Source organism: Cecembia calidifontis (assembly GCF_004216715.1).
GTDB classification, from domain to species: Bacteria; Bacteroidota; Bacteroidia; order Cytophagales; family Cyclobacteriaceae; genus Cecembia_A; species Cecembia_A calidifontis.
On record NZ_SGXG01000001.1, the window covers coordinates 1,385,889 to 1,407,329 of the forward strand.

Genomic DNA, 21,441 nt, shown 5'->3' on the forward strand with positions numbered 1-21,441 from the left:
TTTGGAACAGATGTATTTTTTAAAACCCCCAGCCAATTTGTAAACCCATTGATACATTTGTTGGCAGATCATTTCCAAACCTAATTGGAAATGGAACTGAAACCGACAAGTTAGAATTTGAAAATCTATGGATAGTCTTACCAAAGACAGGAGTAAAGCCAATTTGCCCATTACTTTCAAATGCAATTCTTCCGGCTATTCCGTGATTTTTGTCTAAATTATAAATTACTCCCGGATGAAATAAAAAAGCCTTTACTTTGGGGCCATCAGAAAAATCTATTGTGGGAACAAATTCAACTGAAAAAGCTACTCTTTCGCTAAGAGAAAAATTAATTCCTGTAGGAAATCCAACAGTATTCATTGGAAACACGGATTGCTCTTCATCGCTTAAAAAAAATATATTGCTTACCACGCTAATATAGCCTCCGGTTTTTATCGAGCTTGAACTGGAAGATTTTACTGATAATTGCTCCTGATTGTGCTGCTTGGATAGAGTCGGGTTATAAATCAGAAAAAGAAGGAGAAGTTTTAGGAGGTTAATTCGACAAGGAAACATGACCATTAAGATGTAGTAGTTTTACGACGAAAAGCCAATTAACAGTTTCAATTAACTGAAATTTTCTAATTCTTTTAAGGTAAAATTTTCCTTGAATATTGCATCATAAAGTAAATTGTAATGAATGGTTAAGTTAAATTCCTTTAGGATTTTTGATGGATTTGGTATGGGCGTTTCCCACAGCAAAGTCGAGTGATTGATAGCATACAGTATCGAACGATTATCTGTTAGCATAACTATTGCAAAATTTCAAATGGACAAATTTGACAACCCACCATTTGGCTTGAAGAAAATCCAATGTTTGGATCATAAATGCATACATGCGGTCCACTTCCAATCTGGTTTCCTCTTTGTTCAAATCACGGTCTCTTTTGAAATCTTTGAATGGATTTTCAAGATTGAGCCGATTGGCCAATTGATTGGAGGTAAAGATGGAATTGTGAACATAATGTTCAGAAAATGTCATCAGCTCAGGGGCCGGTTTATAGCTGTATTGGCTGTCAGGCATTTGATCTAAAATCGCATACGTGTATGCCTTAGATTTTTCTAGGGATTGTAATATTGCCGTTGCATGATCAAATGTGAAGGGTTTTTCCTCCACAGTAGAAGAAGTGCAGTTCACCATAAAGCAAGCTAGGCCAAGAATAGAAAGAATTATTTTCATAAATCGCTTAGATAAATTAGATAAAAAGAAAAGACAGTCATCAACTACCTTTTCTTGGGAACGTAGGTCAGGAATGATCGCTGTGAATAGTCCATTAGTTTGGTTGGAAAGAAAAAACATTTTGCTCTTTCTTCTTCCCAATAAATTTCACTACAGTCAGTGAAAGCCTGTTCTGTGCTTGAATACTCACGTGAGTATCACTGTTGAAATCCTGACTAATGGGCACTTGGTAGTTAGTATGTAGCATCCAGGTTTTAAATTGAGCTTGCACCCCCACTTGGGCCATACTTAATCTTCCACCGCTATTGGCCTGTAAAAAACCCTCATGGGTATGTTGGCCCCCAAACTCATGGTACACTCCTATCAAAGGGAACAGCTGTGTTCCGCCGATGAATGCTTTGTAAAACACATTTGCCTGTGCATTATATTGATTACCAAAGCGATAATCTTGTGAATTGATCGTATTGAATTTATACACAGCCTCCACATTTAATCCAAACCGGTTACGCATGCTGGTATAGTTGAGCATGGCCAAATAGTCCCAGGATCCACTTCCTAATTGAAAATTTGGATTGATCAAATTTTCTGTTCTTGAAAACTGAAAGTCAGCCAAAGGCGCTTTTATACCCACTCCAACCCAAAGATTGTGGAGCCATTTTTCCATAGGATTCCCCTTCTGATCCAATAGTTTATAGTTAAGCATCAGCATAGGATCACTAAGGCCACTCAATTGTTCTGACTCGTGGCTACCATTCATGGTATTGTACTTGTAGGGAAGTACGAGGTTAAGCTGTAATTTTTCATTTATAGCAACTCTAGCCATCAAATCTAACCGTTGATAGGTATCATTAGAATACTCCAATACTCCACCGTGTCTGGAGTTAGCGTAGAATTGGGCTATAGCATAACGCACACCCACAAAATGTGCTTCATTTTGCGGAATCACACCAAAATTGAAGCCCCCCAAAGCACAACCGCAAGCATCACAAGCTCGAGCTTGTGCATGAATCATTCCAAAGGTCAGCAGAAATAGTGCTATTTTAATTGTTTTAGTCATTGGTATTGAAGAATATAGGGTTTGAAAGAAACCCAGGGTCAGTCAAGGTTTTTAGAAATGCTATGATTTTCTCTTTTTCGTCTGAAGTGAGAGCAATCACCGGCTTCCCATCAGCAAATACTTTCGGATCGATGGTAACTTGTTCGGTAACTCCATCTGTATAGTGATCCAAAACCTGTCTCAAGGTTTCAAATCGAGCATTGTGCATATATGGGCTAGTCACTTCAATGTTTCTAAGCGAAGGAACTTTGAACTTGCCCCGATCTTGAATACGCTCAGTTACGATCTCTCTTCCAAAATCTGTGATGGTACGCTGAGCGCCATTGTTTCGATAATTTAAATCTGTAAACAAAGGCTCTTGATGGCAGCTTTCACAATGTTGTCTGAAAAGCTTTAGCCCATCAAGCTCTAAGGATGTGAGTGCTTTAGAATCGCCTTTGATATAGCGGTCGTACTTAGAATCAGCAGACACCATCATCAACATAAACTGACTCAAAGCATGCAGTACAAATGGTCCTGTAACTTCATCCACATCAAATGCCTCCTTGAATAATCTTGGGTATTCGGGATGTCTTTGGATTCGAGCCACGACTTCAGGAAACTCAATATCCATTTCTACCTCATTCTCAAATGCGAGAATGGGGGTAAAATCAAGATGAGTCACTCCTCCATCCCAAAAAAACTCCTTATGAAAAGCTAGGTTGAATAAAGGAGGAGCATTGCGCTTTCCTTCTCTTCCATCAACTCCTATACTCATAGGATGCAGCCAAGTGTCTGCAAATGCGTGGCTCTGTAAATGACAAGAAGAACAGGATACCGATCCATCACGCGAAAGCGTAGGGTCATTGAACAATCTTCTCCCTAGTTTGAAGCCTTTTTCATGTACTTGATTATTTCTAAAGGTATATGTGGGTTCAGGAAAATGACTTGGTTTTTCAAACTGATACCTATCCAAAACAGGAGCCTCTGGTGCCTGAGAGCAAGCAATTATCAACAAAATGAAGAAAAGGGAGGTAGACCATAAGATCCAACCTCCTTTTTTATCCTTAACTTCTATCATTTCATTGATGCGTATGGTCCACAACAAAAGCATCTGAAAGACGCTGAACAAAAGGACGCCCTTCGGATGGTGTGTGAATGTTGTTGTCAATTGCAAAATCAGCTTGACCTATCACTTGCAATAAGTCCATATGAATGTGAGGTGAAGGGCGCATGGCCTTATTGACACGAACCGTAGCATCAAAAGGCAGACTGATTGTTACATTGTTGTCAAAGAAACGCTGGGGTGTTCCATCAGTTGGAGAAATATTTTTCCAACCTCCTAGATGTAGGCGAATTCTATTGCGAAGATCTCCCTGAACTCTTTCAGAAGCTGGGGAATGACCTTCAAACATATAGTGGATAAAACCTGAATTCCAATTCCAAAACCATCCACCGGCCGCTCGGTCAAGTATACCTGCAACAGCTCCCTCGACTATACCATCTTCTTTTACACCAAGATTGAAGGATATTTTATTGTATTGACCCGCCGGGATATCTTTCAAGTGAATTTCAAAAGTACTAGGGTCTGACTGATCAACCCGGTAGTAACCTTTGATTTCAGCAGCTGATGCCAACATAGGGTCAACAAAGACCTCACCATTTGGACCTTCCAATTTAATATGGCTGATGTAATAGCCAAACCTTGTGATATTGAATTCCTGACCATTTGGAAGCATGTATCTGTAATTGGTGCTACCGGGAGGATCAAGAACCAATGGGCGGTTGCCGACATAATTATCAAATTTCACAATCATTTCGCCTGTTTCATTGAGATCAGGATTTTCTGATTCCTGACAAGACCATAACGAAACTGACAGAAGAAGAGCACTTATGATATATTGTAATGATTTAAACTTTTTCATTTTTGGCAATTGTTTTTTGTAAGGCATCTAATTAGTGCCTCTTTAATTATAGAAAATAAACTGAAGACAAGACCAGTTGAAGTCTTGATGCAATAAGGCTAATAAAAACTAGCCTCGGTACATTAAAAATCGTTTTCCGGTGGCCTTTCTAAAGTACTAATTTCGGCAATATATGGTTTAACAATATGCCAATTCAACTCGGAAACTAGTGGCTGGACGATGAGTGCCACAATCTCTGTAATGGTTTCTGGAAATATAAACAAATTAAAATCTGCTCTAAAACTCATCCAGTCACTATCCGATTCTTGCGATGCTTGATCCAATTGTTTGTTAAGATAACAAGTTCCTTGGCACTCAGACATGGGTAGGTCTTTGTTTTCACAGAACATTTCCACAATAAAGGATCTGTTCAGCTGAAAATTGACACAAATAACCGAATAGACCATACTGTTAAGTATGACCATCCAGGCCATGCAAAGAATGAAAAGGGTACGCACCATGGAGATGTCCCGATTACTTTTATCAGTTGTTGATTACGCTAATTTTTGAAGAAATTTAGCCTTAGAACTAATGGTGGAAAGGTTTCGAAATAAAGTCTGTTTTACGCGGTCAGCAATGAATGAATCATTCATACCATTAAATTGGCATATTCTAAAGAACCACCTGCCGATGGGCAAGGCGTAATACAGCCTTAAGATTAGATACGGGGAGGTGTTACAATATCACCTGAAAAAATACTTGGAGTCAGCTCTAAATAAAGCTGAGAATAACTAGCTTCAATATTGATAGGATCAAATTCCAAAAGCAACATTTGCTCAGCAACTACAAACTGTCCAAAATCCATTGCAAAGGAATGTTGGCTATTTTGGTCCTGCTTTTCTTTTTCGGCTTTCAATTGCTGGGCTAAGTAGCATTTCCCATCACATTTGAGTTCCGGCTGCGATTTGTTGACACAGAAATTTTCGATGATAGCTGCTTTATTCAATACATAGGAGCCCTGAATGACGGAATATACCATCGCGTTCAGTACCAACAAGGCTGCCATAAATATGTACATCAAGCTCTTTAACATCGGTTCAAAGGTACTAAAAAAAGATTAAAATTAGTTAACAGGTTCGAGGAATTTAAAAGACTTTTCTCTTACACAATTACACTCACTTAAATTTTCCCGAATGAATTTCAACAATTCAAGGAATGGATAGCTACTTTCTAGGGCTAATTGCTCTTTCGGATCCGTTTATAAGTTTCCAATATTGCTCCCGCTTTTCTTTTCAGTTCCAAGTCGGTTGTTGAAGGTTGTTCATCTTCAGGCAGCGCATTGACAAATCTGCAGATTCTTAGTTGTGGTATCAGTTTGAAATTGAAATTGTTCGGCAGTACTGATTGCTTTGAGTCTGGACAAAACTATGTGCAGACCTCTTTTCCCAAAGTTCCCTTAGAAAGTGAATCTGCTAAATGGAGAACCTCCTTACCTATCTGGGCAAATAAATAAGTCTCCAACAAACATATGTCCAAAACTAAGTACTAATACTTAACTATATTTGGAATTGAGCACATCAAAAAGTACTTCTTAAATCGGCCAATTATCCGTAAACTTTTTACCTTTCAGATACTCTGCCAGTTCTAAATTGTTGAGCAAACATCCTTCTAGTTCCTTGATAATCTGTTCCTGATCCAAGTCCTGTCCGATCAAGACAAGCTCGTTCATTCGATCTCCGAAGATCTTATCCCATTTAGATTCAATGTACTCCTGATTTTCAATATATGAGGCATAATACATACGCTCTTTAAAAGGCATACTGGCCCACCAAACACCCACAGGCTCTGCTTTCAAGGAACCTCCTGCTTGGGACCAGGAAAGTGCCTGATCTTTTCTGGAAGCAATGTAGAAAAGTCCCTTACTTCTGATGACTCCAGCAGGCCAGTTTTCTGAGATGTACTTCCAAAATCGCTGGGGATGAAAGGGTTTTTTATTCCTGAAAACAAAGGAAGAAATTCCATACTCCTCCGTTTCTGGCGTATGATGGTCTTTTTGGAGTTCTTCTTGCCAACCCGCAGAATTGGAAGCCTCCTCAAAATCAAAATAACCGGTATTGAGAATTTCTTTAGGATCTACTTTACTATTGGAAGTGCTGATGATTTTTGCACCTGGATTTAACTTGTGAATGATCGCAGCCAATTCCTCCACGGTTTCTTTAGAAACCAAATCTGCTTTGTTGATAATGATCACATTGGCAAACTCAATCTGATCTGTCAATAGATTTACGATGGATCGCTGATCTTCTGGATCATCGTTGAGCATTTTGGAGTACACGGTATCAGCCGATCCAAAATCTTTGTAAAAATTAAAGGCATCTACCACGGTCACTAAAGTGTCCAAACGGCTGAATTTAGAGAGGTCAATCCCCTTTTCTTCATCTACGAAACTAAAGGTCTGAGCTACAGGCAAAGGTTCTGATATACCCGTACTTTCTATCAACAAGTAATCAAAGCGATTTTCCTTGGCCAAACGCTCTACTTCCAGCATCAAATCTTCGCGGAGCGTACAGCAAATGCAACCATTGCTCATTTCCACCAACTTTTCCTCCGTTCTGGAAAGGGTATTTTCACTTCTCACCAATTGAGCATCCACATTGACTTCACTCATATCATTGACAATCACGGCCACTTTGAGGCCCTCCTTGTTATGAAGAATATGATTTAGCAAGGTTGTTTTTCCGGCTCCCAAAAAGCCACTGAGTACAGTTACGGGTAATTTCTTTTCCATGATTTGATTGGTGAGAAAAGTGGAATTTCGATTGGTTAATAAAACTGCTAGTGGAAGACTCGTCAATTAAATTAGTTTAATCCTGATCAAAACCCACATTATTTGCAACTTTATTGCAAATATGAAAAGAAATCAGGTAATAAAAAAATGATTCAATGGGTTTGGTTTCTACGATTTAAATATCGTAATATTGCGATGTATTAATGATTGAAATATGCTTATACCGAAATACAATTCAACTAAAATATAAATATGCTAGAAACAGATATTATGATATTTAGATACTGGGATATTGTTGGTTGTCTTGCCTCTTGCCTCTAAAATCTAATCTCTAGATTCTCGCTTCTAATCTCTAACCGTCTCCACATGGGTGTCACCAAAACAGATCTCTTCACCGACCGTCAAAACGAACTAGCGAAAATTGCCAAAGTCTTTGCCCACCCTGCGCGCATAGCTATTCTTGAATATTTGATTCAGGCCAATTCCTGTATCAATGGAGATTTGGTACAGGAACTCGGACTGGCTCAAGCCACCATTTCCCAACACCTCCGTGAACTCAAGGAAATCGGACTAATCAAAGGAAGCATAGAAGGGGTTTCTGTCAATTATTGCATTGATGCGGTGCGATGGGCTGAAGTGCAGAATTTATTTCAAGACTTATTCAGTGGCTTTCCGAAGATATCGGGATGTTGTTAGTTAGAGACTCAAGATGCAAGACACAAGATTCAAGATTTATTTACTTGATATTTTGATGTTTTGGTCTTTAAAATTGAAACAGAAGACCTCACCGAATCTCAGCCATTCATGGCCTTGATCAAAGAATAACAGAGTCTAGCATCTCATATCTAGCGTCTAAAATCTAAAAAAACAGCGCCTTTGCGCCTTAGCGAGAAACAAATGAAAACAACCGAATTCATCAAAAACCTTCAAGAAAACCCTGAAAAGGCACTTTTCTTCGAATACCAGTCCGGGCAATATGTCAGAACTGATTATCATATTACCGAAATCAAAAATGTGAACTTCGACACAGTAGATTGTGGTGGAATACGCAATCAGTGGTCAGAAGTGCATGTGCAATTGTGGGAAAATGAAGTCCCTGAGCCTGATCACACCGTGGATACCAGTAAGGCCTTGAAGATTTTTGAAGTGGTCAATCGTGTGAGGGAAACCTATCCGGATGCTGATATCAAATTTGAATATGGTAATTCTGTGTTTCCAACAGCTGTCCTTCCAGTTCATAACATCAAGGATACCGGTAATGCCCTGATCGTACAACTCACGCCAGATCAAACAACTTGCAAAGCCAAAGACAGGGCCACCACTCCCGAAGAAAAAGCCGCAGCCTGCTGCAGACCTGTTACCGAAAAACCAAAACTTAGAATTTCACTGGCTTCCCTCCAAACAGCGAATAGCTGTGAACCTGGATCGGGCTGCTGTTAAGAGATGCGAGATACGATAAGCTAGAGATTAGACATACTCTTGCCTCTAGCGTCTCGTTTCTTGTGTCTTGCCTCTTGATTCTTGCCTCTTGATTCTTAAGAAATGAACCTATACCCAACCCTCCAAACCTACATTGAGAAGGCTCAGGCCCTTCCCATTCCTCAAGAACGCAGAGAAGTTCTTCAGCACCTGATTGATTATGTCCAAAAAAAAGTCGATCAGGGTCAGGAAATCAACCTGAATTTTATCTGTACCCATAATTCCCGAAGAAGCCAGTTTTCGCAAATCTGGGGAAAAGTAGCTGCGGCCTTTTATGGCATAGCCATCAACTCCTATTCTGGAGGAGTGGAAGTAACTGCCTTCAATGAACGAGCAGTGGCCTCTATCAAAAGATTTGGATTCAAGGTCAGCAAAGAAGGAAATGGAAATCCCAAATACTTTGTTTTCTTCTCAGATGATGAGGATCCTATTATTACTTTCAGCAAAGTCTATGACGATCCTGCCAATGCTCCGAAAGGGTTCGCAGCAGTAATGACCTGCTCCCATGCAGATGAAAACTGCCCTTTTATTCCCGGTGCGGAAGCCAGAATTCCTGTCCGGTATGAAGACCCCAAAGCATTTGATGATACAGAAAAAGAGGTTGAGATGTATGATACCAGGTCCTTGCAGATTGCTTCGGAGATGTTGTATGTGTTTTCGAAAATTAAAAAATAGATATTGGTAGATATTGGATATTTATTGATATTGTTTCTGGACCAAACCAAATATCAATTAATATAGCAGAGCTGATATCGATAAGTATCAGTGATTGGATAAATAAAATGAAAGATAAAAACAGTTGCCAATAAAACTTAGAGCAATGTCAGAAACCAAAAAAATAGCCTTCTTCGAAAAATACCTGACCTTATGGGTTGCCTTATGTATTGGTGTTGGAATCCTAATCGGTCATTTGGCTGGGGATGATATTTCTGTTTTGTCTGATTTGGAAATTTACAATGTCAATTTGCCTATAGCTATATTGATCTGGTTGATGATTTACCCGATGATGCTGCAGATTGATTTTGGATCTGTCAAAAATGTAGGGAAGGCTCCCAAGGGGCTGATTTGGACCGTCATTATCAACTGGTTGATCAAACCATTTACCATGGCGTTTTTCGCTTGGGTATTTTTTGACCAACTTTATTCCGCTTATATTGAACCTGAACTTGCAGGGGAATATATAGCTGGCGCGATTCTTTTGGGGGTGGCACCTTGTACAGCGATGGTATTTGTATGGTCTTATCTAACCGATGGGGATCCCAACTATACTTTGGTGCAAGTATCGGTCAATGACCTGATTATCTTGGTGGCCTTTGTTCCTTTAGTGGGTTTTCTTTTGGGGATTACCAATATCACAGTTCCTTACGAAACTTTGGTAGCTTCAGTGATCATCTTTGTAGTGATTCCTTTGGTGGCAGGTGTACTTACCAATAAAAGCCTAATAGCCAAATACGGGGAAGAATGGTTCAAATCCAAATTCCTTCCCCAATTCAAGCCAGTGAGCATTATTGCTTTGTTGTTGACTTTGGTCTTATTGTTTGCTTTCCAGGGGCCTAATATCCTCAACAATCCACTGATTATCCTGCTGATAGCTATTCCCTTGATTATCCAGACCTATTTTATCTTCTTTTTGGCATGGTTCGGGGGAAAAAACCTGAAACTTAGGCATGCGGTATGCGCTCCTGCTTCCATGATAGGAGCCAGTAATTTCTTTGAATTGGCAGTGGCCGTAGCCATAGCCTTGTTTGGATTGGAAAGTCCTGCAGCTTTGGTGACCGTGGTAGGTGTTTTGGTGGAAGTTCCGGTAATGCTGAGTTTGGTAGCATTGGCCAATAAATGGAAGTATTAGTTTCAGTGATGCAATTGCCCAATGATTTCCCAGAACATATCCACTCCTGTTGGGATCAACTCATCAGGGAAATCAAAATGGGGTTCATGAAGCTGCGGTTGTTTTTTGCCCGAACCCAGTCCAAAAAGCAAGGTTTTGGTAGAGCTTGAAAAGAGCCCAAAATCTTCCGACCAGCGGAAAGGAACCCGCACATGTTTGGTTTTGAGCCCCAATTTCTTGGCAGCTGTATTTCCGTAATCCCAAGCTTCGGGATCATTGTGAGTAGCTGCAAATTTTTCTGTATAATCAAATGAAACCTCCAATCCATATTCTTTGGCAATCTGTCCACAGAGTTTTTCCGCATAAGTGACCAAAAGATCCCTGGTTTCGTTTTCATAAGCCCTAAGCGTGGCCATCACTGTTGCTTCACCGGGAGTGGTTCCAAAATTAATTTCTCCCAGTTTGGCGTGGATGACGGTCACAAGGGTGAACTTTTTCATAGCATCCGGCAATCTTTCCAATGCCACGATGATCTTGGACATGGCAAGAGCAGGAGAATTGCCAGCCTCCGGATGGGCAGAGTGAGAATTTCTACCCTTTAACTTTACAATCATGCCGACAGATGCTGAAGCAAAAGCCCCCTTTTTGATAACAATCTGATGCATGTCATAGCGGGGTAAGTTATGCAGGGCGAAAGCATAATCTGCCCTGATCGTTTCGTATTTCTTGTCATTAATCACGGCTTGAGCGCCTTCCCCTGTTTCCTCTGCAGGCTGGAACAAAAGCACTACCCTACCTTTAGCTGGTTTTTTTTCGGCCAGTTTAAGGCCTAATCCTGAAATGATGGCCATATGGCCATCATGTCCACAGACATGTGACTTGCCTGAATTATTGCTTAGATAGGGGATGTTGTTCTCCTCTTTGATGGGTAATCCATCCAGTTCGCATCGGAACAAAGATGTTGGGCCGGGTTCCTTTCCCTCAAAAACAAAAGCCAGGCCAGTTCCTCCTAGATTCTGAATGGTTTTGTCTACTGGGATATCTTTAAAAAAGTCCAACACCCTTTTGGCTGTTTCCTTTTCCTCGCCGGAAAGTTCCGGATATTGGTGCAGTTGTTTTCTGAATGTACTGAGCTTAGCAAATGAAGATTTATCCATGGTTTAATAAATTAGTGGTAAAACAATGTTCTAAAAGCCACAATTTCCGAGCCACTTGGAAAACATAAAGGTAAAATTATTCTCCCTGTTTTTCAGGAGACTTACAAATTTAGACGAACTTTTATATATTGAAGGCACTTACCATTTAAACCATTTCAAAATGACAGCAGAGCAAAAAACAGCCATCGAACAGGAAATTGAAAAGCTTAGGGCTAGCCTGACAGGAGACATGTTTCAGGACATGGACGCCAGAGACCGAATCCATAATTTGGAAATGCAATTGAAGGGTATCAAGCCTATGGACAGCCATTTTGATTGTATCGGTTGCGGAAGTTAATTGAAACCCAACTAAATCAAAAGGCTCATGCTGTTTACAAATCTGAAACAGCATGAGCCTTTTGATTTATTTTTTCAGAACTTTGTCCAGATTCTACTTTGCTAAAATTCTAAATTCTCTTTTATGTCTTTCCGCTATTTTGTGATTTACAAGCCATTTGGTATGCTAAGCCAATTCAGTGGGGAAAAGGATACCCTAAAGGAACTTGGAGAATTTCCCAAAGAGGTTTATCCTGTAGGAAGGTTAGACAAGGACAGCGAGGGTTTGTTGTTGATTACAGATGACAAAGCACTGAACAATTACTTGTTACATCCAAATTTCGGCCACAAGCGGACTTACTTTGCCCAGGTAGAGGGTGTTCCTACAGAGGAAGCCATCAGTAAGTTAGAAGCCGGAGTGGAGATCAATGTGGACGGAAAAATGTACAGGACCAAGAAAGCCTTTGCCAGGCTTTTACAAGAAGTTCCTGAGCTTCCCGAAAGGAATCCCCCTATCCGATTCCGTAAGTCTGTTCCTGATTCCTGGATTTCACTCACCCTTATAGAGGGTAAAAACAGGCAAGTGAGAAAGATGACCGCTGCTGTGGGTTTTCCCACCCTACGTTTGGTTCGATGGTCGATGGAAAACCTCACCATAGAAGGCTTTGAATCGGGAGAGGTGAGGGAATTTACGCAGGAAGAACTCTATCGCTTATTGAATGTCACAGAAAGAAAAATCCAGAATACCAAAAAAGACAATCTGAAGAAAACATTTACAGGTTCCTCTGTCAGAAAAAGGCGATAAATGTTAATATTTCTAACCATTTATCAAGAAGGAGGGGGAGTAATTGGCATATAGGGGATTTTGTTCTAATTTTAGACCGCTTCAGTACATGGCATGCCTTTTTAAGTTTGCCGATGTAAGGTATCCCTAGCTTTGTAAATTGATTTTGAAACTTTATTACAAGAGAATAGATGCATCAGGAGAAAATCCAACAGGTAATTGAGGAAGTTAAAAAAGTAGTGGTAGGCCAGGACAGGATGATCAACAGGTTGTTGGTAGGTCTTTTTACCAATGGTCATATCCTTTTGGAAGGTGTCCCGGGTCTGGCAAAAACGCTCACTGTCAACACCCTGGCTAAGGTATTGCATTTGGATTTTAGGAGAATTCAGTTTACCCCGGACTTATTGCCTTCAGATTTGATAGGTACCATGATTTACAATCAACAGGAGGCTACATTTGAAGTGAAAAAAGGGCCAATTTTCGCCAATATCATTTTGGCAGATGAGGTGAACCGTTCTCCTGCCAAAGTTCAGTCTGCTCTTTTGGAGGCCATGCAAGAAAAACAAGTGACCATTGGCGAGACCACTTTCCAGTTGGACAGGCCTTTCTTAGTTTTGGCTACCCAAAACCCGGTTGACCAGGAAGGAACCTATCCACTTCCTGAAGCCCAGGTGGACAGGTTTATGATGAAGGTACATATTGATTATCCTTCCAAAGAAGATGAAATGGAAGTCATGAGAAGGATGGCCAATATGCAGTTTACATCGGATGTAAAGGCAATACTTTCTAAAGAGGATATTTTTGCAATCCGTGCAGCCATCAATGAGGTAAAGATTGCAGAACCTTTGGAAAACTATATCATTGAACTGGTTTTTGCAACCCGCTTTCCTGAAAAATATGGACTGAAAGAAGAAGCCAAATACATTCAGTTTGGTGTTTCTCCAAGAGCCAGTATCAATCTGAACCTTGCTTCCAGGGCAATTGCTTACATGGAAGGCAGAGATTATGTGCTTCCCGAGGATATCAAAGCCGTAGCTGAAGATGTGCTTAACCACCGGATTATCGTCAACTATGAGGCAGAAGCAGATAATGTAAGCACAAGAGACCTTGTTCGAAGATTATTGGAAAAAATTCCGATTAACAAATCGGTAACATTGAAATAAACGAGTTTGGCGCTAACTGCCTGAATTTTTTATCTCAAACCCATTTCATCAGCCATTGCAATGTTAAAAAATTGTAATGGCTGATTCATTTTTACACCAACAGGTTAATGAATTCATAATTTTTCTTACCCGCTCAATTAACATTGGCTGTCGACCTTTGTAGCGTTCGAAAAAGCTGTACAAAGTCAACACTTATGAAATTGAAATTATTGCTAACTGCCTTAACAATGATTTTGGTAAACCTGGTTTATGCACAAACGGGTTCTATCAGAGGAGTGGTTTCTGATTCGAAGTCAGGAGAAACCATTATAGGCGCAAATGTTATTATAGAAGGCACATCCATGGGTGTAGCCACAGGAATTGATGGGGATTTTGAGATCACCAGGGTAGAGCCGGGAATTTACACGGTTGTTGTTTCTTTTATTTCTTACAAAACGCTAAGGTTTGAAGACATTCAGGTTGTGGCTGAAAAAGCTACAGTTTTGAATATTGTGTTAGAAGAAGACCTGGGTGACTTGGGAGAAGTAGTGGTAGTCGCCTCTAGAGAGACCGGTTCCAATATTGCTATCGTTTCTGAAATCAGAAAATCCCTTCAGGTCGTCAGTGGTATTTCCTCTGAGCAGATCAGGTTATCTCAGGACGGCAATGCTGCACAGGTCATGAAGCGTGTGTCCGGGGTCAGTATTGTAGACAACAAATTTGTAAGGGTTCGTGGTGTGGATGACCGCTACAATGTGGTGATGATCAACAATTCAATCGCCCCGACTACCCAAGTGGACAAAAGAACTTTTTCTTTCGACCTGATTCCATCTGAAAATCTGGACAGGATGATGATTTACAAGTCTGCTTCTCCTGAAGTTCCTGGTGATTTTGCAGGTGGTATGATCAAGGTTTATACCAAAAACACGCCTGATGAAGACTTTATTAATATAGGAATGGGTGTAGGGTTTAGGCAAAACACCACATTTAACCAATACAGCCAGACACGTGGATCTAAAACTGACTGGTTGGGATTTGACTCTAGCAGAGGGCTTCCCGGTAATTTCCCAAGTACTTCAGATTTGGTGGGTTCAGGTACCGGAAACCCTATCAGGGCAGCTGCAGGTCAATTATTGGACAATAACTACAGGATGGATTCCACCAATGCTATGCCTGACGGAAGTATAGGTCTTGCCTTCGGTAAGAATTGGAGATTAGGAAGAAAAAGGTTATCCACCATCACGAGCGCTTCGCTTTCCCAATCTTATCAATATTTCCTAGCTGAGAGGAGCAGGTACTTTTTCCCCGAACCTGGAAGGCCCACCGAAAAAAGAGATGAGTATTTTGACAATACCTACATCAAGGATAATGAATTAGGTATTATGTCCAACTGGATGTTGAGACTCAATGCGGATAATAAAATCGAATTCCGTAATCTATTCAACCAGTCAGGGATGAATGAGACGGTATTCAGAACAGGTAAGGACTTTGTTCAAAGGCCTGAAGGTGCAAGGGATTATTCCTTTAGATATGAATCTAAAAGATTGTATACAGGTCAATTAGAAGGAACCCACCTATTTAACAATGAGAAAACCAAATGGAACTGGGTATTGGGAGGCAATTACCTTTACCATGAAGAGCCGGATTTCAGAAGGTTAAGAGCCAGGTTCAGCACTGAGGGTACAGAAGGTCAATATGTCATCATTGCCCCTCCAAGTTCAAGCCCTCAGGATTTAGGTAGGTATTATGGTTATATGACAGAAAGAGTTGTTGTCAACGGACTTAATTTCGAGAAAAAATTTGCAGGAGTTGAAAAGGACAGGCCAAGGATTTTAAGGGCCGGTTATTTGGTTGACTATAAGTGGAGAGATTTTGAAGCCAGGTATATTACTACATTCTTCCCTGGATTCCATGATCAGGAAAGGGGTGAGCAGTTATTGAGAAAACCGATTTATGAGGCTTTCGCTCCAGAGAATTACAGACAAGGTGACGGATGGTTGGTACAGGAAGGAACAAGGCCAAGTGACAGTTATGATGCTTCAACCTTTGTTTCAGCAGGTTATGTTGGGGGTGTTTATCCAGTAGGAGACTTCAACCTTTCCGGTGGATTGAGAACAGAATATAGTGTACAAAACTTGAACAGTGCCACAGATGCAGGCCCTATCAATGTGGAAAATGTTGAATTGGCTTACCTTCCCTCTTTGAATGTCGATTATAATTTTAGCCAAAAGTCATTGCTTAGGGCCGGTTACGGCAAAACGCTTAACCGTCCGGAGTTCAGGGAATTTGCACCTTTCTTGTATTACAGCTTTGAGTTCATCGCGGGTTTCTTTGGAAATCCCAACCTGCAGATGGCAAGGATAGACAATATCGACCTGAGGTATGAATTCTATCCAAATGAAGGTGAAACCTTCAGTATAGGTGCTTTCTACAAATTCTTCAAAGATCCTATTGAAAGGGTTCAGTTGAACGTAACAGAAAACCTTCAGTTTACCTACAATAATGCTGTAGATGCAACGGTCTACGGGGTCGAATTGGAAGCCAGGAAAGCTTTGAGTACGGTAACCTTAGCGCCAATTTTGAGGAACTTATCTTTCAATGTCAACACATCCCTAGTATGGTCTGAAGTTTTCCTTGGTGAGGATGTGGCTTTTGAAGCCAACAGACGCGCCCTTCAAGGCCAGTCTCCTTACATGGTCAATGCCGCTATGTATTACATTGATCCAGTTTCCAACTTCCAGGCCAGCATTGCCTACAATGTACAGGGTCCAAGGATTTTTGTGGCAGGCAATACCAATTTCCCTTCCATTTATGAATTGGAAAGACATGTCGTGGATCTTACTGTAAGCAAGACTTTCAAAGAAAGAACTACACTGAAATTTGGTATCCAGGATCTCTTCAATTACCAGTATAGATTCTATCAGGACTCCAATTTTGATTCCAAGATTTCCAGAGACATAGATGACCCAATGTATATCTGGAGAAGAGGATCCCTTTTCAGCTTGTCCCTGAATTACAGGATCAAATAATGAAACCTAACTAAACTTTATAATACACTTAAAACAAAAATTATGAAACAAGTGAAAAACTTAATGAGATGGGCTACTGTATTGGCTGTCGCATTCGTCATGTTTTCCTGTGGCGAAGATACTGAGCCGACAGTAACTTATACCTTATCTACCGTGGCATTGCCAGCCCAAGGTGGAACGGTAAGTCCGGCTACTGGGCCACAAGCACAGAATGCCAATGTACAGATTACCGCCACCGCAAATGCTGGTTGGCAGTTTGTAAGATGGGAAGGAGATGTGACAGGAACAACAAACCCTGTATCTGTTACAATGAACGCAGACAAAGCAGTTGTGGCGGTTTTTGAACAGGTAAGTAATATTGTTGAATTAGAAGGAACTTTGACTACCAGAACCCTTACAGCTGATAAACAGTATTTGCTTAAAGGTCAGGTGTTTGTTCCAAATGGTGTAACTCTGACCATTGAGCCAGGTACAGTTATTTATGGCGAGAAGAGATCAAGAGCTACCTTGGTTGTAAACAGAGGTGGAAGATTGATTGCCAGGGGAACAAAAGAAAGACCAATCATCATGACCTCTGCTCAATCGCCTGGAGAGAGAGATAGAGGTGACTGGGGTGGGTTGGTAATTTTGGGAAGAGCTAGAACCAACCAAGTTGATCCAAATATTGAGGGCATTGATCCTCCGGTAGTGTTCGGTGGTACTGATGACGATGACAACTCCGGGGAGATGACTTATTTGAGGGTTGAATATGCAGGAATTGAATTGACGCCTAATAACGAAACCAACTCTATCACCATGGGAGGTGTAGGCCGAGGAACAAAAATGGACTATATTATGGTATCTTTTGGTGGTGATGATGGTTTCGAATGGTTTGGTGGAACTGTTAACCATAAATACTTGATCTCACACTCTACATGGGATGATGATCTTGATGTGGATTTTGGATACTCTGGAAACGTTCAGTTTGCCTTAGTGGTGAGAAACCCTTTCTTTGCTGATCAGTCCCAATCCAATGCTTTTGAGGCGGACAACGGTCCTAATGACAATGATGTGCAGCCATATACTACAGGTACATTCTCTAACGTAACTGTTTATGGGCCTAGGGATAGAGTAGGTAGATCCATTTCTGGAAATAATTTCCACTCAATTGATTTGAGAAGAAGAACTGCCATTTCGATTTTCAACTCTGTCTTCACTGGCTTCCCTGTAGGCTTGAGATTTAATACACAATCTGTTACACAACAATATCAGGCGGGAAGAGGAGTCTTGGCTAACAACATCCTGATCAATCCTAATGCAGACTATGCTGCCGGTGGTGGTGCAGTGGTAGCAGATGTTCAGTCCATTTGGGAAGCAAGCAATACCACAGTAAGACTTCCAGCTGCGGATGAGCCTTGGGAGAACTTCTACAGAGGTTATGGTCTGAATCCTGACAATTTCTTTGCAAGATATACTTTGGCTACTTATCCAAGAAATCCAAACTTTTCTCTTCTTGCCAATGGAACGCTGGCAAGCGGAGCGGATTTCTCTAATGCTAAATTTGCTGAAGCGGTTAGAACCAACCATTTCGACAAAACAGTTCAATTCATCGGTGCCTTTGGTGCTGAAGATTGGACTGACACTTGGGCTGAATTCAACCCGTTGAACGTGAATTATTCCTCTAGGTAATTAAATAAATAATGGTAAGACTTGCCCTAATCTATGATTTTGGGCAAGTCTTTTTTATTTCAAAAAAAGCAGGTTAAAAAAAATGAAGCTATACGTTAAAGGTTTTTTTCTGGTAATGTTGATACTTATTTCTTGTGAAGGCGGTAGTAAATATGACCCAGGAAAATATCTAAATGAGAAAGAACAAAAACAAATTTTATTGACAAGCATACGGTATATGGGCCACCTTCCCAAAAAGGCGACCCACCAAACAAAGTTTGACCCGGTATATGATGAATACTATAGTAAGCTTGCCTTAGATTACACCTTGGAAGCCTATTACAAAAAAGATGGTTATGAATATTTTTTAGCAAGTAGGATTGCTCCTTCATTGAAAGTCAAAAAAGTGGCCATAGGCGTTAAAATGAAAAGAACTTCTGATGGTCAATTGGAATTTTACGAAGAAGTGTTCCGTACTTGGAAATTCGAAATTCCTGAAATGTTGGAAAAGGGTTTGATGCTTTTTGATAAAATGGTCAAGGGCGAAGACCTGAGCCCGTACTATCCTCAAAATTCCGGAGAGGAAGAATATATTGAATTTCCTGATGCGAAAGTTTACTTCGATGTGGAGGAGAGGAGATGGAAAATAAACAGTATCCATCAGCCTGATCTAGAAGAAATTATATAATTCCAAGATAAAATTACCTATATGAGCCAAAAAATACCCTGTACAGGGTATTTTTTGGCTTTATTATTTCTATTACATTTGTCTTGGGTGATTAAGCAATTTTTTTGTTCACGGTGATAAACCTTCAGGAATAAAGTTAAGGGACTTTATTCCTATTTTTTTAATACCGGAATCCAAGCTTTGCTCCACCGTACCAGTTTCTTCCGGGGGCCGGTTGGTAAAACCTTACAGCGAAAGCATTGAGGTCATTGCCTAAACTGTAAGTCTCATCCAACAAATTGTCCACACCTCCATACACCTCAAAGTCCCATCTTCCTCCCAAAACGGTTCTCCAACCCAACTTGCTCCCTATGAGGTTATAGGCCTCCTGAAATACGGTATTGGCATCGTTCAAAGGAATTTCATCCACATATTGATGGGTTAAATTCAGGTAAAACCCCGGTTTGGTACGGACGTCCAATAAGTTGACCAAGGTGTTAGGGGCTACTCCTGTGAGTTGGTTGCCCGAAAAATCAGCCCCTCCGGAGCTATATTCCGAGAATTGAAAGAAATGGCCTGTGTAGCCATGGCTTAATTTGATTTCCTGAACCTGGCTCAATTGGTTGCGGTAAATGGCATAGTCTATTTGCGCTTCGATTCCCTTTTGATCGGTGGCGCCTGCATTTCGGAAAAGCACTACTCCTTGGTCATTGGTGAATGAGGTAATGGTCTCTTTGAGTTGGAAATAGAAAGCCGTCAGGTCAAGGTTGAAAATTCCATAGCTTCCCCGGTATCCTATCTCATAATTGGTACCTCTTTCTGCCTGTAAATCCAGGTTGATGCTGCCCTCGTTTGTTCTGACCTCTGCTATGGTAGGTGGAGAGAATCCCGAACTGATGCTGCCATGTATTCCAGAAATGTCATTCAGTTTATATACCATAGCCACTCTGGGAATGATAATGGGATCAAATGTTCTGGAATTGAAGGTAGGATTTCCTGGACCTGCATCAATTTGCCTGTCTATATCATATCGGGAGAAGTTTTCACTAAAGCCAAGCGTCATTAAAAGCTTGGAAGTCCACTCAATTTCAAATTGCTGGAAAAGAAAAGCCTGTGTGGTGATCAGGTCATCGCTGAACCTGATGGTATCGGCTTTGCCCTGACGATTTCCAAAATTTTGGGCCAAAGTCTTTCCATATTGATACTCTCCACCGGCAATAATTTTGACAGGGAATTTTCCCCAGATAGCATCATAGGTAAATTTTGTCCTACCGCCATAACTAAAAGCGGTTTCTCTCTTATAGTCCAGAATAAAAGGGTTTTCAAATTCAGTTGTGTTCAGGTATAAAGCAGTTTTGTTATTCCACTTTTGATGGAATTTAAGTTCATGGCTGAGGGTTCCGTATAAAGTTTTTTGTTTAATGGAGCTATTCTGGCCGACAGAGCCTGGCCTGGCCTGTCTTCTGTTGTCTTCAACCTGTGCTGCATTTAAGGCTCCCGGAATTTGGTAATCGAGATCGGAATAGAGGATTTGTGTGCTCAGGGATTGATTCTCATTTGGATTGCTGTGCAAGGCCAATTGGAAAACCTTTCTGTCCATGGCGCTGTGTTCCCGGTAACCATCGGATTGCTGATGCACATAAGAAGCACTTACACCACCATTCCCTATTTGTTGGTCGATGCCTATCCTGTACCTATTCAATCCAAAATCTCCAAGACCATAATCTATTGAAAAATAATTTTCAGTGACCTGCCTCCGGCTTTCAAAACTGATCACCCCCCCATTGCCTGCACCATAGATACTTCCTCCTGGCCCTTTGATGATTTCGCTGTTTTGGACATTGCTGAGGTCCAGGATATTTATCGCTGTTGTTCCGTCCGGAGAAGTGAATGGAATATCATTCCAATATACTTTGACATTCCTTACACCAAAGGGTGAGCGTAAAGAACTTCCCCTGATGGAGATCCGGTAACTGGCAGGAGCCCGCTGTTCAATCCTTACCCCGGGCTTGGTATTGAAGGCGCTGAGAATTGAATTTTCATTGAAGCGGTACAATTCATATTCCAGGACTTTACTGATGGCTCCCGCCTGATGCACAAGAGGCCTTTCGGATTCAAAGCCAGTCACCAGGACTTCTCCCAAAGGACGGGTGATGGGGACCAAGAAAATGGTTCTGTTTTCATTTTCTTCTATTTGAACGCCCCCTGATTCGTAGGCTACATGAGAATAGGAAATGAATATACTTTTTGAAACCTGAATATTGACCTGTCCCTCTTCATCAGATACCTGATTCTGTTGGGATGGGATTTTTACCACAACTCCAGCTATTGGCATTCCGGTGTTTTTATCAATAAAGGTCAATGAGCTTTGAGCAAAGCCTAAAGACAAGGTTAGTACCAATGAGACGATGCCTACGCTTAGGGATTTCATATAGGGTTTTTCAA

The 21,441-nt window shown here is 40.9% G+C and carries 20 protein-coding genes; 10 read left to right on the top strand and 10 right to left on the bottom strand.

All coding sequences use genetic code 11. The features are described from left to right. Window positions 1-19 precede the first annotated feature (19 nt). The 8 genes from BC751_RS06010 to BC751_RS06045 all read right to left on the bottom strand — a co-directional run bounded on the left by BC751_RS06010 (window position 20) and on the right by BC751_RS06045 (window position 6,948). Complete coding sequence (locus BC751_RS06010) at window positions 20-556, bottom strand: hypothetical protein (RefSeq protein WP_207226846.1); 537 nt, start codon at window positions 554-556, stop codon at window positions 20-22. 220 nt (window positions 557-776) lie between these two features. Beyond that, the gene (locus BC751_RS06015) at window positions 777-1,220 is read right to left on the bottom strand and encodes a DinB family protein (protein WP_130274752.1); all 444 of its coding nucleotides are present in this window, start codon (window positions 1,218-1,220) and stop codon (window positions 777-779) included. 94 nt (window positions 1,221-1,314) lie between these two features. After that, window positions 1,315-2,277 carry a hypothetical protein gene (locus BC751_RS06020; protein WP_242617385.1) on the bottom strand — a complete coding sequence of 321 codons (963 nt, stop codon included), beginning with the start codon at window positions 2,275-2,277 and terminating at the stop codon, window positions 1,315-1,317. Beyond that, on the bottom strand, window positions 2,270-3,337 hold the full coding sequence (locus tag BC751_RS06025; RefSeq protein WP_130274753.1) for a cytochrome-c peroxidase: 1,068 nt from the start codon (window positions 3,335-3,337) through the stop codon (window positions 2,270-2,272). Before BC751_RS06025 ends, BC751_RS06020 begins: the two co-directional genes overlap by 8 nt. 1 nt (window position 3,338) lies before the next feature. Continuing rightward, entirely contained in the window at window positions 3,339-4,181 is an 843-nt protein-coding gene (locus BC751_RS06030; RefSeq protein WP_130274754.1) for an MbnP family protein, read from the bottom strand. Window positions 4,182-4,303: 122 nt separating this feature from the next. Beyond that, a complete protein-coding gene (locus BC751_RS06035; protein ID WP_130274755.1) occupies window positions 4,304-4,681 on the bottom strand; it encodes a hypothetical protein in 378 nt (125 codons plus the stop codon). Window positions 4,682-4,878: 197 nt separating this feature from the next. Then, window positions 4,879-5,253 carry a hypothetical protein gene (locus BC751_RS06040; protein WP_242617386.1) on the bottom strand — a complete coding sequence of 125 codons (375 nt, stop codon included), beginning with the start codon at window positions 5,251-5,253 and terminating at the stop codon, window positions 4,879-4,881. Between the two features lie 498 nt (window positions 5,254-5,751). Then, complete coding sequence (locus tag BC751_RS06045; protein WP_130274756.1) at window positions 5,752-6,948, bottom strand: GTP-binding protein; 1,197 nt, start codon at window positions 6,946-6,948, stop codon at window positions 5,752-5,754. A gap of 366 nt (window positions 6,949-7,314) precedes the next feature. On the opposite strand from BC751_RS06045, the gene BC751_RS06050 reads away from it, so the two are divergent. The 4 genes from BC751_RS06050 (at window position 7,315) to arsB (ending at window position 10,276) form a co-directional block, all read left to right on the top strand. Next, the gene (locus BC751_RS06050; RefSeq protein ID WP_130274757.1) at window positions 7,315-7,644 is read left to right on the top strand and encodes an ArsR/SmtB family transcription factor; all 330 of its coding nucleotides are present in this window, start codon (window positions 7,315-7,317) and stop codon (window positions 7,642-7,644) included. A gap of 201 nt (window positions 7,645-7,845) precedes the next feature. Then, complete coding sequence (locus tag BC751_RS06055; RefSeq protein WP_130274758.1) at window positions 7,846-8,388, top strand: DUF6428 family protein; 543 nt, start codon at window positions 7,846-7,848, stop codon at window positions 8,386-8,388. 102 nt (window positions 8,389-8,490) lie between these two features. Beyond that, on the top strand, window positions 8,491-9,102 hold the full coding sequence (locus BC751_RS06060) for a low molecular weight phosphatase family protein (RefSeq protein WP_130274759.1): 612 nt from the start codon (window positions 8,491-8,493) through the stop codon (window positions 9,100-9,102). 145 nt (window positions 9,103-9,247) lie between these two features. Next, window positions 9,248-10,276: an ACR3 family arsenite efflux transporter gene (gene arsB / locus BC751_RS06065; RefSeq protein ID WP_130274760.1), complete on the top strand. Its 1,029-nt coding sequence runs from the start codon at window positions 9,248-9,250 to the stop codon at window positions 10,274-10,276. A 2-nt stretch (window positions 10,277-10,278) separates the two neighbouring features. On the opposite strand, the gene BC751_RS06070 is transcribed toward arsB, so the two are convergent. Then, window positions 10,279-11,412 (bottom strand): amidohydrolase, encoded by a 1,134-nt coding sequence (locus BC751_RS06070; protein ID WP_130274761.1) that lies wholly within the window; start codon window positions 11,410-11,412, stop codon window positions 10,279-10,281. Window positions 11,413-11,572: 160 nt separating this feature from the next. Between BC751_RS06070 and BC751_RS21865 the strand changes: the two genes are divergently transcribed. The 6 genes from BC751_RS21865 to BC751_RS06095 all read left to right on the top strand — a co-directional run bounded on the left by BC751_RS21865 (window position 11,573) and on the right by BC751_RS06095 (window position 19,017). Continuing rightward, window positions 11,573-11,749, top strand: a complete 177-nt coding sequence (locus BC751_RS21865; protein WP_165389804.1) for a hypothetical protein — start codon at window positions 11,573-11,575, stop codon at window positions 11,747-11,749. A 123-nt stretch (window positions 11,750-11,872) separates the two neighbouring features. Next, on the top strand, window positions 11,873-12,532 hold the full coding sequence (locus BC751_RS06075) for a pseudouridine synthase (RefSeq protein ID WP_130274762.1): 660 nt from the start codon (window positions 11,873-11,875) through the stop codon (window positions 12,530-12,532). A 170-nt stretch (window positions 12,533-12,702) separates the two neighbouring features. Next, on the top strand, window positions 12,703-13,674 hold the full coding sequence (locus BC751_RS06080; RefSeq protein ID WP_130274763.1) for an AAA family ATPase: 972 nt from the start codon (window positions 12,703-12,705) through the stop codon (window positions 13,672-13,674). A gap of 194 nt (window positions 13,675-13,868) precedes the next feature. Then, on the top strand, window positions 13,869-16,682 hold the full coding sequence (locus BC751_RS06085; RefSeq protein WP_130274764.1) for a TonB-dependent receptor: 2,814 nt from the start codon (window positions 13,869-13,871) through the stop codon (window positions 16,680-16,682). 42 nt (window positions 16,683-16,724) lie between these two features. Beyond that, entirely contained in the window at window positions 16,725-18,350 is a 1,626-nt protein-coding gene (locus tag BC751_RS06090; RefSeq protein WP_130274765.1) for an InlB B-repeat-containing protein, read from the top strand. Between the two features lie 82 nt (window positions 18,351-18,432). Then, entirely contained in the window at window positions 18,433-19,017 is a 585-nt protein-coding gene (locus BC751_RS06095; protein WP_130274766.1) for a hypothetical protein, read from the top strand. Between the two features lie 160 nt (window positions 19,018-19,177). Here BC751_RS06095 and BC751_RS06100 read toward each other — a convergent pair whose 3' ends face one another. Continuing rightward, window positions 19,178-21,427: a TonB-dependent receptor family protein gene (locus tag BC751_RS06100; protein WP_130274767.1), complete on the bottom strand. Its 2,250-nt coding sequence runs from the start codon at window positions 21,425-21,427 to the stop codon at window positions 19,178-19,180. Window positions 21,428-21,441: the final 14 nt, after the last annotated feature.